This is a genomic window from Thalassobacillus devorans MSP14 (assembly GCF_000496835.1).
GTDB lineage: Bacteria > Bacillota > Bacilli > Bacillales > Halobacillaceae > Thalassobacillus > Thalassobacillus devorans_B.
In genome coordinates this window covers 867,378-884,007 of record NZ_KI543236.1, presented here as the reverse complement: position 1 = coordinate 884,007, position 16,630 = coordinate 867,378, and the positions used below count along the sequence as shown (strand labels likewise).

Annotated in this window: 17 protein-coding genes; 15 read left to right on the top strand and 2 right to left on the bottom strand. The window is 46.1% G+C overall.

From position 1 onward, the window contains the following. Nucleotides 1-71: 71 nt before the first annotated feature. A complete protein-coding gene (gene fadH / locus P855_RS0105380) occupies nucleotides 72-839 on the bottom strand; it encodes a 2,4-dienoyl-CoA reductase (RefSeq protein ID WP_028782597.1) in 768 nt (255 codons plus the stop codon). Between the two features lie 195 nt (nucleotides 840-1,034). Between fadH and P855_RS0105375 the strand changes: the two genes are divergently transcribed. From P855_RS0105375 to P855_RS0105305, 15 genes are all read left to right on the top strand, one after another. Continuing rightward, nucleotides 1,035-1,892 carry a metallophosphoesterase gene (locus P855_RS0105375; RefSeq protein WP_028782596.1) on the top strand — a complete coding sequence of 286 codons (858 nt, stop codon included), beginning with the start codon at nucleotides 1,035-1,037 and terminating at the stop codon, nucleotides 1,890-1,892. 126 nt (nucleotides 1,893-2,018) lie between these two features. Continuing rightward, nucleotides 2,019-2,597, top strand: coding sequence for an SCO family protein (locus P855_RS0105370; protein ID WP_028782595.1), 579 nt, complete (start codon nucleotides 2,019-2,021; stop codon nucleotides 2,595-2,597). Between the two features lie 72 nt (nucleotides 2,598-2,669). Then, the gene (locus P855_RS0105365; protein WP_028782594.1) at nucleotides 2,670-3,152 is read left to right on the top strand and encodes a YkyB family protein; all 483 of its coding nucleotides are present in this window, start codon (nucleotides 2,670-2,672) and stop codon (nucleotides 3,150-3,152) included. A gap of 483 nt (nucleotides 3,153-3,635) precedes the next feature. Then, on the top strand, nucleotides 3,636-4,541 hold the full coding sequence (gene ilvE / locus P855_RS0105360; RefSeq protein WP_028782593.1) for a branched-chain-amino-acid transaminase: 906 nt from the start codon (nucleotides 3,636-3,638) through the stop codon (nucleotides 4,539-4,541). A 401-nt stretch (nucleotides 4,542-4,942) separates the two neighbouring features. Next, a complete protein-coding gene (ilvB, locus tag P855_RS0105355) occupies nucleotides 4,943-6,664 on the top strand; it encodes an acetolactate synthase large subunit (RefSeq protein ID WP_028782592.1) in 1,722 nt (573 codons plus the stop codon). After that, nucleotides 6,661-7,182, top strand: coding sequence for an acetolactate synthase small subunit (gene ilvN, locus P855_RS0105350; RefSeq protein ID WP_028782591.1), 522 nt, complete (start codon nucleotides 6,661-6,663; stop codon nucleotides 7,180-7,182). The genes ilvB and ilvN overlap by 4 nt, the downstream gene beginning before the upstream one ends. A gap of 487 nt (nucleotides 7,183-7,669) precedes the next feature. Next, nucleotides 7,670-8,683 (top strand): ketol-acid reductoisomerase, encoded by a 1,014-nt coding sequence (gene ilvC / locus P855_RS0105345; protein ID WP_028782590.1) that lies wholly within the window; start codon nucleotides 7,670-7,672, stop codon nucleotides 8,681-8,683. A gap of 4 nt (nucleotides 8,684-8,687) precedes the next feature. Beyond that, nucleotides 8,688-10,232 carry a 2-isopropylmalate synthase gene (locus P855_RS0105340; RefSeq protein ID WP_028782589.1) on the top strand — a complete coding sequence of 515 codons (1,545 nt, stop codon included), beginning with the start codon at nucleotides 8,688-8,690 and terminating at the stop codon, nucleotides 10,230-10,232. Nucleotides 10,233-10,270: 38 nt separating this feature from the next. Further along, nucleotides 10,271-11,377, top strand: coding sequence for a 3-isopropylmalate dehydrogenase (leuB, locus tag P855_RS0105335; RefSeq protein ID WP_028782588.1), 1,107 nt, complete (start codon nucleotides 10,271-10,273; stop codon nucleotides 11,375-11,377). A gap of 27 nt (nucleotides 11,378-11,404) precedes the next feature. Continuing rightward, nucleotides 11,405-12,826, top strand: coding sequence for a 3-isopropylmalate dehydratase large subunit (leuC, locus tag P855_RS0105330; protein WP_028782587.1), 1,422 nt, complete (start codon nucleotides 11,405-11,407; stop codon nucleotides 12,824-12,826). A gap of 12 nt (nucleotides 12,827-12,838) precedes the next feature. Beyond that, nucleotides 12,839-13,432: a 3-isopropylmalate dehydratase small subunit gene (gene leuD, locus P855_RS0105325; protein WP_028782586.1), complete on the top strand. Its 594-nt coding sequence runs from the start codon at nucleotides 12,839-12,841 to the stop codon at nucleotides 13,430-13,432. A 96-nt stretch (nucleotides 13,433-13,528) separates the two neighbouring features. Next, on the top strand, nucleotides 13,529-14,479 hold the full coding sequence (ilvA, locus tag P855_RS20560) for a threonine ammonia-lyase (protein ID WP_037985657.1): 951 nt from the start codon (nucleotides 13,529-13,531) through the stop codon (nucleotides 14,477-14,479). A 120-nt stretch (nucleotides 14,480-14,599) separates the two neighbouring features. Then, entirely contained in the window at nucleotides 14,600-14,764 is a 165-nt protein-coding gene (locus P855_RS21730; protein WP_084315627.1) for a YqaE/Pmp3 family membrane protein, read from the top strand. A gap of 116 nt (nucleotides 14,765-14,880) precedes the next feature. After that, the gene (locus tag P855_RS0105310) at nucleotides 14,881-15,615 is read left to right on the top strand and encodes a Bax inhibitor-1/YccA family membrane protein (protein ID WP_028782585.1); all 735 of its coding nucleotides are present in this window, start codon (nucleotides 14,881-14,883) and stop codon (nucleotides 15,613-15,615) included. Nucleotides 15,616-15,700: 85 nt separating this feature from the next. After that, entirely contained in the window at nucleotides 15,701-15,901 is a 201-nt protein-coding gene (locus P855_RS0105305) for a hypothetical protein (protein WP_235062614.1), read from the top strand. Between the two features lie 218 nt (nucleotides 15,902-16,119). On the opposite strand, the gene P855_RS0105300 is transcribed toward P855_RS0105305, so the two are convergent. Continuing rightward, nucleotides 16,120-16,326 carry a PLDc N-terminal domain-containing protein gene (locus P855_RS0105300; protein ID WP_028782583.1) on the bottom strand — a complete coding sequence of 69 codons (207 nt, stop codon included), beginning with the start codon at nucleotides 16,324-16,326 and terminating at the stop codon, nucleotides 16,120-16,122. Nucleotides 16,327-16,630 lie beyond the last annotated feature (304 nt).

Here is a 16,630-nt window from a genome sequence, read left to right as displayed (position 1 = left end):
GACGTCTTCCCCACGGAAAGCGAACCGTTTCCCTTTCCCGCTGCTCCAATGGTCATAATGGAGCCTGGCAATTAAAAAGGGAATTGGTTGAGCCATTGGCCGCCGTCGAGTGTGACGACTTCGCCATTCATATAAGACGCTTTGTCCGAAAGTATAAAATGGGCGAGGTCTGCGATTTCTTCGGGAGTTCCAAGTCTTCGTAATGGAACCGATTGAACCGTACGCTTTGCAGCCTCTTCCGATTCAAACAATTTGTCAGCTCCTCCGGTCCGTTCGATTGGCCCAGGAGCGATCGCATTGACCCTTATCCCATATTTACTACCCCATTCTACTGCCAATGTTCGCGTCATACTCAGCACACCTGCTTTTGCAGCTGCAGAGTGGATGACTCCGGCTCCTGCATTCCATGCATAGGTAGCTACCATGTTCAGTATCGTACCTTTTGTTTCATTTTCGATCCAGTAATTCCCGACTGCATGGCTGCAATAGAATGTGCCATTCAATACGATATCAATAACGGTCTTCCATCCATTTGCGGAGAGCTTCTCTGCGGGTGCGATAAAGTTGCCGGCCGCATTGTTGACTAAATGATCGATCCGGCCGAATGCAGATTCGGTCTCCACCACCATACGCTCTGCATCTTCTATTTTTCTTACATCCATTACAATGGTTAATACTTGAGCAGGATCATGACCGCTGATTTCCTTCTTTGCTGCTTCCAGCCGTTCTTCATTGCGACCGGTTATGACAACGTTCGCACCTTCCTGGACGAACTTTTTTGCCATGTACTTCCCCATCCCGCTGGAACCGCCTGTTACAATAACTACTTGACCTTCCATAACAACTCCTCCTTCACTATGTATCTATTCCATATTAAAAACTGAATTCCTGTTCATTTTTCAAAATATATCAATCTATTTTCATTTTCGCGTTAAATCTAGCACATATCCGTCCGCATGCTATAATAACCTAGACTAAGGGAAAACCTTTTTTGTCGTTCTATGGAACGTACATGCAGTAGAAAGGAAATCGATATGAGAATGAACCGGCGAAGTTTTATTAAAAGAACACTGGGCAGCTTGCTCGCCTTTTTCGGGCTGAGTGGCGGGACCTATTACTATGCAAGATATATTGAACCGGATATGTTGACGATTAAGGAAGAAACAATTCAAAACAGAAAAATTGCTGATAGTTTCCAGGGATTTAAAATCGTGCAGTTTTCTGACACCCATGTCGGATTTCACTATAATCTGGAACAATTAGAGAAAGTAGTGGACCAAATCAACGGACTGGGACCAGATTTAATCCTTTTCACCGGCGATCTTGTCGACAAACCGAACGCCTACGAGTGGGATGACAGAATAGTAGAGGTACTGAAGAAACTGCAGGCGCCAAGCGGAAAATTTTGGATTTACGGTAATCATGACCATGGGGGTTATGGAACCGATGTCGTCAAAAAGAAAATGGATCGAAGCGGGTTCCGTTTATTAAAAAATGAAAACACCAGTATTGATAAAGCAGGAGCTTCATTTACCCTGGCCGGGGTAGACGATATCATGCTGGGAAAACCGGATATGGCTGAGACGCTTAAAGGAGTAAATGAACAGGAATTTGTAATGTTGATGGTGCACGAGCCTGATTATGCCGATCATGTCGCCTCTTACCCTGTCGATGTGCAATTGTCCGGGCATAGTCATGGAGGCCAGATCCAGATTCCTTTCATCGGCTATCTTGTCACCCCTCCCTATGCAGAAAAATATGTGGAAGGACGCCATACCGTCGAAAATCTTGAATTATATATCAGCCGGGGACTCGGCACCACACGTCTCCCATACCGCTTTTTGTGCAAGCCGGAAATCACAGTTCATACACTCTCTAATTCTTCCGCATGAGTTTCGACATTTTTGTGACAAGCATGCCAGCAATAGAAACCTTCCTCCCTTCGTGTTACAATATATGTCGGAATAACACAGAGAAAAACTTTTCACCTGATAAGTAACAAGGTTGGGGGTAGAACGATGAAAGTTATTTATAAGGCTGCACTACCTTTTTTTGCGGCGCTGCTATTCCTGTCAGCGTGCAGCCAGGAAATTGAGGGTAATATGTCACGCGATGTACAGGATTTTTCTGCGGTTAACCAGGATGGCGAAAAAAGAAGCCTGGAAGACTATAAAGGGCAATATTGGGTTGCGGATTTTGTTTTCACTAACTGTGATACGGTGTGTCCACCAATGACCGCTAATATGTCACGTCTTCAAACCATGATGGAAGAGGAAAATATCAAAGATGTCCAATTAGTATCTTTCAGTGTCGATCCAAAAAACGATACTCCGGAAGCATTGAAAGAATTCGGCAACAAGTTTTCGGCGGACTATGACAACTGGGACTTTCTAACAGGGTATAAATTTGAAGAAGTACGTGAGCTTTCTATCAAATCATTCCAATCCATGCTCGAGGATGTGCCAGATTCTGACCAGATGAGCCATGGCACACGTTTTTACCTTGTAAATCCCGAAGGGGAAGTAATCAAGCATTATAAAGGGACACAAGCAGATTCGATGAAAGATATCCTTGAAGATTTAAAGAAAGTTAAATAGAGGATAAAGGCGCACCATTCTGTGCGCCTTTCTATTTATGAAATATAAATACAGAAGAAAGGAGTGCGTGGAATGAAAGAAAAACACAGACTTACCGACCAGGAACTTGCTGAATCTTTGTTCATCATCAATCGGCATGCCAAAACTGCTCCGAATCCCAAAGAATTATATGACTTAAAAAAACATACGATCCAAAAGCTTTTGAAACAAAACCGTGCTGAAAAAGTCGGCTTACACTACTCGGATCACCCAAAACTGAGCCAGCAGCATTCAACGTTACTGATTCAGGTTGCCAATTATTATTTTCATATTCCCGCTCGGAAACAAGATTTTCAAAAGGTACAACACTTAGGTGAATTAGACCGGAACTATCGCAACCCCAAGCCCCGTTTGTCCCTTTCCCGAGCGAAAAAGAATTTGTACCGGTACCTGAATTGGAAATCAGTTGCCTCAAAGGCGGATCAACGGCCCCGACCAAACTCCTATACTACTTCCTCTTACCTTGGCAGTATGAATTTCAAGCCATGGAATCAGCGTGGTAAACGAACCAGGTGAACATTAATTTTTGATGTGCGCCTGCTTTTTTCCAGACCGAATCAATAACTTCCGATCAAAATGACCGGGAGTTTTTTTTATTTTTTTGTTAAAAATCCATTACCAGTTCCAGTAAAAAAAAGACTTGCCATCCCCCTCTGAATAGGCATTCATCCATGATTTCCAATCTTTCTTCGAAAATTTTTTAAAAAAATTTTAAAAATCAAAATGTTGGTATCTCAATGATGTAAGCGTTTACTATAAATCTGATTTATCTAAACTATCAGAAAATTCGTTTTTTCCTGTTGACTGCCTCCAAATAAGGGCGTATAGTAATCGTCAAATTCAAAAAAAATTAGTTTTCAAAGCTAATCATTCATGTAAGTGAAGCAAGATTTCGGGCCCACAAACAAAACACATATTTTCGTCGATGGGCTCATAAATTTCACAACAATACTTTATGAATTTTAAACATTAATTAGTTAAAGAGAGGAGTGCAAAAGAATGGGTAACCAATGGATTTACCTCAACGGCGAATACGTCACGAAACAGGACGCAGTCGTATCTGTTTACGATCATGGTTTTCTATACGGAGATGGGGTGTTCGAAGGTATTCGCGTTTACAGCGGAAACATCTTCAAATTAGATGAACACCTTGATCGTTTATATGACTCAGCAAAGTCCATCATGCTGAATATCCCTTTTACGAAAGAGGAGTTCCAGGACATTATTGTTGAGACTGTCCGTAAGAATCAACTGGAGACAGCGTATATTCGCGTCGTTGTATCCCGTGGTCCAGGAGATCTCGGGCTTGATCCAAATAAGTGCTCAGAACCTCGAATTGTAGTCATCGCGGAAGCACTCGCTCTCTTCCCGAAAGAACTTTATGAACGAGGTGTCCGGCTGGCGTCGGTGGCAAGCAGGCGGAACCGTGCCGATGTATTGCCTCCACAGGTGAAATCACTGAACTATTTGAATAATATTTTAGTGAAAATGGAAGCGAACCAGGCAGGAGTCGATGAAGCATTGATGCTGAACGACCAGGGTTATGTTACAGAAGGCTCTGCAGATAACGTCTTCATCGTTAAAAATGGGGTCATTAAAACTCCTCCTGTCTATCTGGGTGCATTAGAAGGCATTACCCGCAACACAATCATCGACTTAGCGAAGGAATTAGGCTATGAGATGCAGGAACAGCCATTCACCCGCCATGATGTTTATGTGGCAGATGAAGTATTCCTGACAGGAACTGCGGCAGAAGTCATTGCCGTTAATGAAGTAGATTCCCGGGTGATCAACAACCGTAAACCTGGAAAAGTTACCAATCACCTGCTTTCCGAATTCCGAAAGTTAACGACGGAAGATGGCGTGAAAGTCTATGACTCAAACGAGAAAGTCCAAGTAAGCTGATTATCTACAATTCCATACCGTTAATTCCATGACGGGAACAAAGGAATAAGCCACTGTATTCACAGAGAGCCGGGGTTGCTGGAAGCCCGGAAATACAACTTATTCCGACATCCTCCCTGAGTGTCGGACTGAACGATTTTCTACTAGGTTCGACCGGGTGCCTTCCTGGCACCTGTTACCAAAAGAAGCTGTACTGGTTCAATAGGCAGCTTCCCAAGGCAGTATTTGCAAGAATGCTGTAAACGAGGGTGGTACCGTGAAAAGCGCAAGTCTTTTCTCCCCTCTTGATCCACATGTTACTTCGACGTGGAAACAAGAGTAGGGAGAAAAGGCTTTTTCTATTGTTAAGAAATGGATGCTTAAATTAATAAACATGAATATCACTTAGGAGGGATTTAAAAATGAAGGTAGAAGCGAAGCCGCACTACGAAAGTCAAACTAAACCAAAATCAGGTGCGGATCTGCTCGTGGATGCATTGATCCAGGAAGAAGTTAAAACTATTTTCGGATATCCGGGTGGTGCCGTGTTACCGATTTACGACGCCCTGTATCGTTCAGGTGATGCTTTCCATCACGTTCTTGCCCGGCATGAGCAAGGTTCCATTCATGCAGCTGAGGGCTTTGCACGAGTTACTGGTAAGCCTGGTGTCGTCATCGCCACATCCGGTCCGGGAGCAACGAATCTGATTACCGGCATCGCTGATGCCATGATGGATTCCCTGCCTATTGTCGTTTTCACCGGTCAGGTAGCCCGGGGTGTAATCGGGACAGATGCTTTTCAGGAAGCGGATGTCATGGGAATTACAACTCCTATCACCAAGCATAATTACCAGGTTCAGTCATTGGCCGACCTGCCCAGGATTGTAAAAGAAGCCTTTCACATCGCTTCTACCGGACGACCGGGTCCTGTGGTTGTTGATATTCCGAAAGATATCTCTACAGAAGTCGATGAAAACCCGCCAAGCGTGGAATTCTCACTTCCTGGCTATCAACCGAACCTGAAACCGAACCCGCTGCAAATTAAAAAGCTGACAGATGCAATGGCGCAGGCAAAGAAACCGGTACTCCTCGCTGGTGCGGGTGTCCATCACGGGAAAGCTTCGGAAGAATTAAGAGCTTTTGCAGAACAGCATTCTCTCCCTGTCGTACACACACTGCACGGTCTCGGTACTTTCCCTGGCAGCCACTCCCTTTCGTTCGGAATGGCAGGGATGCATGGTACCTATGCAGCCAACATGGCACTTTACGAATGCGATCTGCTCATCAACATCGGTTCTCGTTTCGATGACCGTCTGACCGGAAAATTAGAACATTTCGCACCGAATGCTACCGTTGCTCATATTGATGTCGATCCAGCAGAAATTGGCAAGAATGTACCGACGCAAATACCAATTGTGTCCGACTCAAAAGCAGCACTGGAAGCTCTGCTGAAAAATTCTGTATCTTCTCCGTCAACGGAAAAATGGTACAAAAAACTGGATAACTACCGGGATGAATATCCATTGTGGTACAACAATCCGGAAACCGACATGGTACCACAATGGCTGATGAAAAAGGTACACAGCTACACAAAAGGAGATGCCATTGTTACTACTGATGTCGGCCAGCATCAAATGTGGGCTGCTCAGTACTACAAACTGGAAAAACCTAATCGCTGGGTCACTTCGGGAGGACTTGGAACCATGGGCTTCGGCTTCCCTGCCGCAATCGGAGCTCAGCTGGCTGCCCCCGATGATAAGGTCGTAGCTGTCGTGGGCGATGGCGGCTTTCAAATGACCCTGCAGGAGCTATCGCTTTTACAGGAATTGAATCTTCCAGTAAAAGTGATCATCGTCAACAACCAGGCTCTTGGAATGGTTCGCCAATGGCAGGAAAGCTTTTACGAAAAACGCTATTCCGAATCCATTTTGTCTACACAGCCTGACTTTGTAAAACTTGCCGAGAGCTACAATGTGAAGGGCATGAGAATCGAATCACAGCAGGACCTGGAAGAAAGACTTCCAGATGCACTCGCAAGTAATGAACCAGTCGTCGTCGACTGCCGGGTACTCCAGCAGGAAAACGTCTATCCAATGATTGCACCAGGAAAAGGAATTCACGAAATGATCGGGGTGAAACCATGAGAAGAATCGTAACTGCGACTGTACAAAACCGAAGTGGTGTACTGAACCGGGTGACCGGCTTGCTGGCTAAACGACAGTTCAACATCGAGAGCATCTCGGTCGGCCGCACGGAGGCAGAAGGTATCTCAAAAATGACGTTCGTCGTCGACGTCGAGGACGAACGGAAACTGGAACAGCTGACTAAGCAATTGAACAAACAGATCGATGTCCTCAAGGTTTCAGATATTACCGATAAAGCGATTGTAGCCAGTGAGCTAGCCCTGATCAGGGTGGTCAGCAACGCACAAATCAGAAATGAAATCCAGGGCATCATCGAGCCGTTTCGAGCTTCAATCATTGATATCAGCAAAGACAGCCTGACCGTCCAGGTAACAGGCAAACAAGAGAAAATCGAAGCTTTGATTGATCTGCTTCGCCCATACGGCATCAAAGAACTGGCACGGACCGGCCTCACCGCCTTCCTCCGCGGCCAGCAGCCACAAGTAGCAGAAATGAAAAACTACTCAATTCTAAAATGATAGAAAGCTGATGTATTACCAGCTCCCATTACCAGGTTAGTAGAAACGGGTCAGGGAAACGACTCGCTTTCCGCGGGGAAGACGGTAAGCCTCCTCAGGCTTCGCCTTCCGGGGTCTTACCAGTCTTACTTCTCCCGCAGGACATTGAAAAGCATCTAGAATTAACCCACGCACGAAGAAAATGCGGATGCAATTTCGAGGAGTCTCCCCGTTTCCCCTCCCCTCTAATAAAAGAGTGGAATGGGACCGTTAAATTAGAGATTAGTTACTTTAATTTTTCAGTAAACGATATGCTGTCTATGGTAGTGATGGGTAGGGAAATGGCGACACTCCTGCGGAAAAACGATCAAGGCGAGACCCCGCAGCGCAGCGAGGAGGCTCGTCCGGTCGTCCGCGGAAAGGGAGCTATTACCCGGACCATCATATAGTCACCCTATTATATCGTTTACAAAAACATTAAAATACAAATTTTGGAGGATGATTAATTATGGCAAAGGTACTTTATCACAACGACATTAACGAACAGGTATTGATGAATAAAAAGGTAGCGGTTGTAGGATACGGCTCTCAAGGTCACGCACATGCACAGAACTTGAAAGAAAGCGGACATCAGGTAGTTGTCGGCCTGAGACCAGGGAAATCCTGGGAGAAAGCAGAACAGGATGGTCAGGAAGTAAAAACCGTACCAGAAGCAGTCGAAGAAGCAGACGTAGTCATGGTACTGCTTCCGGACGAACATCAGCCTAAAGTTTACGAAGAACAAATCAAGCCTAATCTGCAGGAAGGCAATGCACTTGTTTTCGCACACGGATTCAATGTCCATTTCAACCAGGTCGTCCCTCCTTCTGACGTCGACGTATTCCTTGTAGCACCTAAAGGCCCGGGTCATCTGGTACGCCGTACATTCGAAGAAGGCGCAGGCGTTCCGGCATTGATCGGTGTTGAACAGGACTTTACCGGTCAGGCGAAAGAATTGGCACTGGCTTACGCAAAAGGGATCGGTGCAGGCCGTGCCGGCGTATTGGAAACAACCTTCCAGGAAGAAACGGAAACCGACTTGTTCGGTGAGCAGGCAGTCCTTTGCGGTGGGCTATCCAACCTGGTTAAATCCGGCTTTGAAACATTGACAGAAGCTGGCTATCAGCCAGAGGTCGCATACTTCGAATGTATGCACGAACTGAAATTGATCGTCGATTTGATGTATGAAGGCGGACTGGAAGGTATGCGTTACTCCATCTCCGACACAGCACAATGGGGTGACTTCGTTTCCGGACCACGCGTCATCAACGATGAAACAAAAGCCCGCATGAAAGAAGTGCTAAGTGATATCCAGACAGGTAAATTCGCAAAAGGCTGGATCACTGAAAACCAGGTCAACCGCCCGGAATTCAACGCAACCAACAATCTTGAAAATAACCATCAAATCGAAAAAGTGGGACGTGAATTACGCGAACTGATGCCTTTCGTCAAGCAGCAGAAGAAACAAAAACAGGAGGTGTAAGCATATGACCCATGTGAAGGTGTTTGATACCACCCTTCGTGACGGTGAACAATCAGCCGGAGTCAATCTGAACAAACTGGAAAAAATCGAGATCGCCAAGCAGCTGGAGCGCTTCGGGGTCGACATTATGGAAGCCGGGTTCCCTGCCTCCTCTGAAGGAGAATTCGAAGCGGTAAGTGAAATTGCCCGAACCATCAAGAATGTTTCGGTTACAGGATTGGCTCGCGCAGTAAAAAGTGATATCGATACAGCATGGGAAGCTTTGAAGGATGGTGTGGAGCCTCGTCTCCACGTCTTCCTTGCCACCTCCCCCATTCACATGACTTATAAATTGAAAAAAACACCTGAGGAAGTTTTACAGACTGCCGTCGAAACAGTTGCTTATGCCAAACAAAAATTTCACCATATCGAATGGTCGGCTGAAGACGCTACCCGGACAGACAGAGATTTTCTTGTCAAAATCATCGAAGCTGTCATTAATGCCGGTGCTACCGTCATCAACATCCCGGATACGGTCGGCTATACGACACCGGAAGAATACGGCAGGCTGTTCCGTCATTTGAAAGAAAATGTTCCTAATATCGATAAAGTCTCTCTTTCCGCCCATTGTCATGATGATCTTGGCATGGCAGTAGCCAACTCGATTGCAGCCATTGAGAATGGTGCAACCCAGGTGGAAGGTACGATCAACGGCATCGGCGAACGGGCCGGCAATGCGTCTCTTGAAGAAATTGCAGTCGCGATGAAAATTCGCCAGGATGTCTATCCGTATACAAACAGCCTGAACTTGAAAGAAATCAAACGGACGAGTGACATGGTCAGCAAGCTGACCGGCATGATGGTTCCTGGAAACAAAGCAGTGGTCGGACGCAACGCCTTTGCCCATGAATCAGGAATTCATCAGGACGGCGTTTTAAAAGAAGCTTCCACTTACGAAATTATTACACCGGAGATGGTCGGTGTGAAATCAAACAACATGGTGCTTGGAAAGCATTCCGGCAGCCATGCATTTAAAGAAAAGGTTCATGAGCTTGGCTATCGCTTCAACGATGCAAAAATGAAAGAAGCGTTCAAAGCCTTTAAACAATTGACTGCCAAGAAGAAAGAAGTCACGGACGATGACCTGTTCACTATCCTGATGGATACGCAAGTCGACAGTGCCGCCATCAAAAAATATAAGCTGGAAGCTTTCCAGGTCCAATATGGCTCTGCCAACCTTCCAACGGCAACGGTCGCTTTGACTACTCCGGAAGGAACGAGACTCGAGCATGCCGGTACCGGCCAGGGAAGTGTCGAAGCGATTTACAACACACTTGAGAGCCTTGTCCATGAAGAGATCCACCTGGAGGACTACCAATTGAGTTCGATCGGCAAAGGCCGTGATGCTTTGGCAGAAGTTCATGTGAAAATGACTGTCAATAACACGGAAACAAGCGGACGCGGTACTGCTCAGGATGTTCTGGAAGCTTCAGCGAATGCATTTCTGAATGCTGTCAACCGGGTATTCGTAACACAGCACGTTCAGCAACAAAAACAAGCACACGTATAAATGTCAAAGGACCACTACTTTTATTGGGAGGAAATTTTATGAACAAACATATCGTACTGCTGCCTGGAGATGGAGTCGGTCAGGAAATTATCGGATCTGCCCGCTCCGTGCTTGAAGAAGTTGCTCAGAAATATGGGCATTCCTTTACATTTGAAACACATGCCATCGGCGGTACGGCTGTCGATGAGCATGGTACTCCCCTTCCGGAGGAAACAGTCACGGCCTGTAAACGGGCGGATGCTGTCCTGCTCGGTGCTGTCGGTGGTCCAAAATGGGATGACCTCCCTTCCCACCTTCGTCCTGAAAAAGGATTGCTCGGTATCCGGAAAGAACTTGGCCTGTTTGCCAACCTTCGCCCTGTCAAAGGATTCAAGAAACTGCTTGGTGCCTCCCCGCTTAAGGAAGAGCTTGTTGCAGACAGTGATCTATTGATTGTTCGCGAATTAACCGGCGGCCTTTATTTCGGTACCCCTTCCGAACGACAGGATAACGGACAGTCGGTTGTCGATACCCTTTTCTATGAACGACACGAAATTGAAAGGATCGTAGATAAAGCATTCCAGAGTGCACGTTTGCGCCGCAATCACCTTACTTCAGTAGATAAAGCCAATGTACTGGAATCCAGTAAGCTGTGGCGTGAAATCGTCGAAGAGAAAAAAGCAGATTATCCGGATGTCACGGTCGAGCATATGCTGGTTGACGCAGCGGCAATGAAACTGATCCAGAACCCTTCTCAGTTTGATGTCATCGTCACGGAAAATATGTTCGGTGACATCCTGAGTGACGAGGCATCCGTACTGACCGGTTCCCTTGGCATGCTGCCATCTGCAAGTCTTCGTTCCGATGGTATCGGACTGTATGAACCAGTACACGGGTCTGCACCGGACATTGCCGGGCAGAATATTGCCAATCCACTAGCTATGATTTTATCTGCGGCATTGATGCTTCGCCATTCTTTCGGGATGGAAGAAGAAGCTGCCTGTGTTGAAAAAGCTGTAGAAGAAGTTGTCGACACCGGTTACCATACGAAAGACTTGAAAGTAGCGAATGGAATTGAAACAAATACAACGAACATGACTCGTAAAGTCGTTGAATATCTGACAGAAAGTGATGCAGCCAGCTGTATCATGAGCGCTTATGCATGATTTTTATGGAAGTGAGGAGTGAAATCAATGACCCAGCCGAAAACAATCATCGAAAAGATTTGGAATAATCATATCGTCCATCAGGAGCCTGGAAAGCCTGACCTTCTTTATATCGATCTGCATCTGATTCATGAAGTCACTTCTCCCCAGGCTTTTGAAGGATTGAGGATGAAGGGGCGGAAAGTACGGCGTCCCGAATTGACATTTGCTACGATGGATCACAACGTTCCAACGAAGCAACGGCACATTATCAAAGATGAAGTTTCAAAAAAACAAATGCACACATTGAAAGAAAACTGTGAAGAATTCGGTGTACCTCTTGCTGACATCGACCATCCCGATCAGGGGATCGTCCATGTGATCGGACCGGAGCTCGGACTCACCCAGCCGGGAAAAACAATTGTCTGCGGTGACAGCCATACTTCTACCCATGGTGCATTCGGTGCACTCGCTTTTGGAATTGGTACCAGTGAAGTGGAGCATGTGCTTTCCACCCAGACACTTGGCCAGGCACCCCCGAAAACGCTTGAGGTTAAAGTGAATGGCAAGCTAGGCACAGGCGTTACGGCTAAAGACCTGATTTTGGCCGTCATCGCAAAGTACGGAGTACGGTTTGGTACCGGCTACGTAATCGAGTACACGGGTGAAGCCGTCCGCAACCTTTCCATGGAAGAACGGATGACTGTCTGCAACATGTCGATTGAAGCAGGTGCCCGTGCCGGTCTGATTTCACCGGATGACACTACCATTGAATATCTTCGTGGCAGACGCCATGTTCCGGATGGAGAAGCTTTTGATGAAGCGGCAGAAAAGTGGCGTGCCCTAGCCACCGACGAAGGTGCAAGCTATGACGCCACCGTCGAAATCAATGCTGATGAAGTTGAGCCCCAGGTTACATGGGGAACAAACCCATCCATGTGCATTCCAGTCAGCGCCAATGTACCTGACCCAGCCAGCCAGGAAAAAGATTACGAACAGGATGCAGTAGAACGTGCCCTTTCCTATATGGGACTGGAAGCCAATCAGCCGATTGATTCCGTGGAAATCGAACATGTCTTCATCGGATCCTGCACCAACTCCCGATTGAGCGACTTGAAAAAAGCAGCGGAAATTGTCCGTGGCAGAAAAGTTCATGATAAAGTTACCGCTCTGGTTGTACCTGGCTCGAAGACAGTCAAGGAACAGGCGGAAGCAGAAGGTCTGGACGTTATTTTTAAAACAGCTGGTTTCGAATGGCGTGATGCAGGATGCAGCATGTGCCTGGCGATGAATGACGATATCGTTCCTCCAGGAGAGCGCTGCGCTTCTACTTCCAATCGGAACTTTGAAGGCAGACAAGGAAACGGTGCGCGCACACATCTGGTCAGCCCGGAAATGGCGGCAGCAGCTGCGCTGGAAGGACATTTTGTGGACGTAAGAAAATATACCAATACAGCAGTAAACAGATAGGAGGTTTTTACCATGGAACCGATTCGCGTTCATTCCGGGCTTGTCTACCCATTGAACCGTGCCAACGTCGATACCGACCAGATTATTCCGAAACAATTTTTGAAACGGATCGAACGCCAGGGCTTCGGCCAATTTCTTTTTTATCACTGGCGGTTTGATGAAGAAGGAGAAAAACGCGACAGCTTTACAATGAATAAGGAGAAGTATAACGATGCTTCCATTCTGGTGGCCGGTGATAATTTTGGATGCGGCTCCTCCCGGGAACATGCGCCGTGGGCCATCCTGGATTATGGATTCAAAGTGGTGATCGCACCAAGCTTCGCCGATATTTTTTATAATAACTGTGTCAAAAACGGCATCCTCCCTGTCAGACTGACAGAAGACGAGACACAGGCCATCATCAAAAAAGCAGAGCATGAAAAGCTTAAATTGACCGTTGATTTAGAAAAACAGCTGGTCGTTGGGGAGAAAGAATTCAATTTCAATTTCGATATCTCTGATTATCACAAACAGATGCTGTTGAATGGCTGGGATGAAATCGCCGTCACATTGACTAATGAAGATAAAATAACAGCCTACGAACAACGCCAGCAAATTACCGGATGAGTCTTATGGTAATGAACCCGGGAAAGGAACAAATAAAATTTCAAGGAGTGTGAAGACATTGGGAATTCGTTATTATTAACCAAGGTGGCGGATGCAATGGAACAGCTATCCTCTGTTGTGCATCGTACCCCGCTCACCACTTCAAAGACATTGAATGAACAAACAGGAAAAAAAGTGTTTATGAAGATGGAGAACCAGCAAAAGACAGGCGCTTTCAAAATCAGAGGTGCCAGCTATAAAATCTCACAATTGACGCAGCACGAAATGAAACGAGGAGTAATTGCTGCTTCAGCCGGCAATCATGCCCAGGGCGTTGCCCTGGCAGCCGCTAAACGCGGCATTGATGCTAAAATATTCATGCCAGCCAATACTCCAAAGGCAAAGACGAAAGCAACAGAAGGTTACGGGGCAAAAATCGTGTTGACTGGTGAGTCGTTCCAGGAAGCTTATGAAGCGGCCATCCAGGAACAAAAACGATCACAAGCTGTTTTTATCCACCCTTTCGATGATCCCGATGTCATGGCAGGGCAAGGAACCATCGCCATCGAAATGCTGCAGGAACAGCCTTCCCTTGATACACTGATCGTCCCTATAGGAGGCGGCGGTCTGATCAGCGGAATCGCTTTTGCAGCAAAAAATATCAATCCGAGCATCAAGGTGATCGGCGTCCAGGCAGAAGGTGCAAGTGCGACCTACAATCGATTTCATTCCAAAGGGTCAACTTCGCTCCCTTCTGTTTCCACCATTGCTGATGGAATCGCCGTCAAGCGTCCTGGTGAACTGACCTATCCGATCATTCGCAAATATGTCGACCACATCGTGACTGTCTCTGATCAACAATTAGCGACAACCATGGTCCACATGCTGGAACGGGAAAAGACGATGGTGGAAGGTGCAGGTGCTGCAGCACTCGCTGCCCTCCTTTTCTATCATGAAAAAATCAGTTCCGAAAAATGCGGAGTGGTAGTAAGTGGCGGTAATATGGACATTTCTAAATTACCATCGATCCAATCCTTATCACAGAAAAATAAATACCAGGTCGTATGATGTAGAGGCAGCCAGATATATGGCTGCCTGTTTTATGAGCTATTCTACCTATTTTTAGTGATAAGAAGATTAATGCCTGCTTTCCTGTGGTATGTACTACACTAAAGGAGGCATTCGATTATGTTAAAATATATTCTGGCAGTATTGCTGCCGCCTTTAGCAGTATTCATGGCAGGTAGACCAATGACAGCATTGATGAATTTGATTCTTACAGCGATTTTCTGGATTCCAGGTGCGATCCACGCTGTCTTAGTTGTACGTAACAAAGAGCTTGGCACCGTTTAATAAAGGAACATGGCCCCTGTTTTCAGGGGCTTTTTCCTTTTACATAGGGGCTTCGAATGCATACAATGGAAACCAGGAAGCATAGACTAGCCTATCAGGAAAAAGGAGCGTGGCATATGAGGACGGCAAATCCGACGTTGAATGACAATATCTTCGGCAGGCAGCGGGCCAAATCAGGTAAACGGACGATGACACTGGCAGGAACGGTGAATAAAGTGTTTATCCTTCTTTTTATTTTGATGGCGACTGCTTATTATACATGGAACCTCTATTACAACAATCAACCGGTGACAGCTTATATCTGGATCGGGATTATCGGTTCGTTGATTTTTGCTTTGATCACCGCGTTCATCCCGAAAGCTGCTCCAATTACAGCGCCTGTCTATGCTGCACTGGAAGGATTATTTATCGGAGCCATTTCGGCTCATTATGCAAACTTATATGAAGGTATAGTCATCCAGGCGGCACTGCTTACCATAATGACGTTATTCGCTCTGCTGATCGCTTATAAACTGCGGATCATCAAAGTGACGAAGAATTTCCGGTTAGGGGTTTTTGCTGCCACGCTCGGAATTTTTCTCGTCTACTTGCTGGACATTATCCTCCGAAGCTTTACATCAATCCAGTTGCCACTGCTTCATGAATCAAGCCTGCTTGGGATCGGAATCAGTTTGGTCATCGTAGCAGTCGCTGCTTTGAACCTCGTCCTTGACTTCGATTTTATCGAACGGGCTTCCAATCGTAATGTACCAAAACATATGGAATGGTATGGAGCTTTCGGATTAGTAGTTACTCTTGTCTGGCTGTACATTGAAATGCTCCGTCTGCTGGCGAAATTAAGAAACCGTTAATATGTGCCTGCAATCAGTTTCTGTCTGGTTGCAGGTTTTAATTTTTCTCTGAAGAGGTAGATAGTTGATAGAGGAGGTAGATATGATGGATGAACTGAACGATTTTCTCTATCAACTGAAACGGCATATGGTATCTACAAGTGAACTTAGGGACGCTTATGAAAAACTCCCCGTTCATCAGCAGGAGATTGTCAGGAATGCTTCCCCAAGGAACGAATCACCGGAAGACCTGTCTAAACACGCCTATCAGTGGCACGACAACCTGTTCAAGGTGGTAGACAAATAAAATACTCCCTACAGTGAAGCCAGAAAAGGCTGTGCTCTATTTGGCACAGCCTTTTGGTTATGTATCATAGGCTTTTACTGGTCAGGATACCTGTTTACTAGAAATAAGGTACAGCTTACTAGACAATTCATTGCACTTACTGGACATTTTTTGAAATTACTAGACATTCCTTAAAATTTTCCAGACATGCTAAACGGTTACTAGACAATTAGAAAAAATCAACCATCATTCCGTATGATCAAATAAATGATCAGTCCGATGATTGGGAAAAACAAAGTACCAATCAGGATGATAAGAGCATACTCCTGGCTCTTCCCTTTTCTCTTGGAATCACGATAGGCCCAAATGCTGGTTACGATATTCAACACGAACAACAGAAGAACGAAGAACACTCCGAAAAACAGAAAACCACCTATTTCCATCATATGTTATTCCCCCCTTTTCTTTCTCCTACCCTATTATCAGATACTTGGAAGTATGTTTCAATATTAGAAAAGTGCAAGCGCCCTGGTAGACACGACACGCATAAGCAAAACGGCTGGAGGAAGGTGTCCTCCCCTTCCGCAAGACGGGTTGCTTATGTCGCGAGTGGCTGGGCGCTGTAACTGGACAAAGAAAAGTGCAAGCGCCCTGGTAGACACGACACGCATAAGCAAAACGGCTGGAGGAAGGCGTCCTTCCCTTCCGCAAGACGGGTTGCTTATGTCGCGAGTGGCTGGGCGCTGGAGC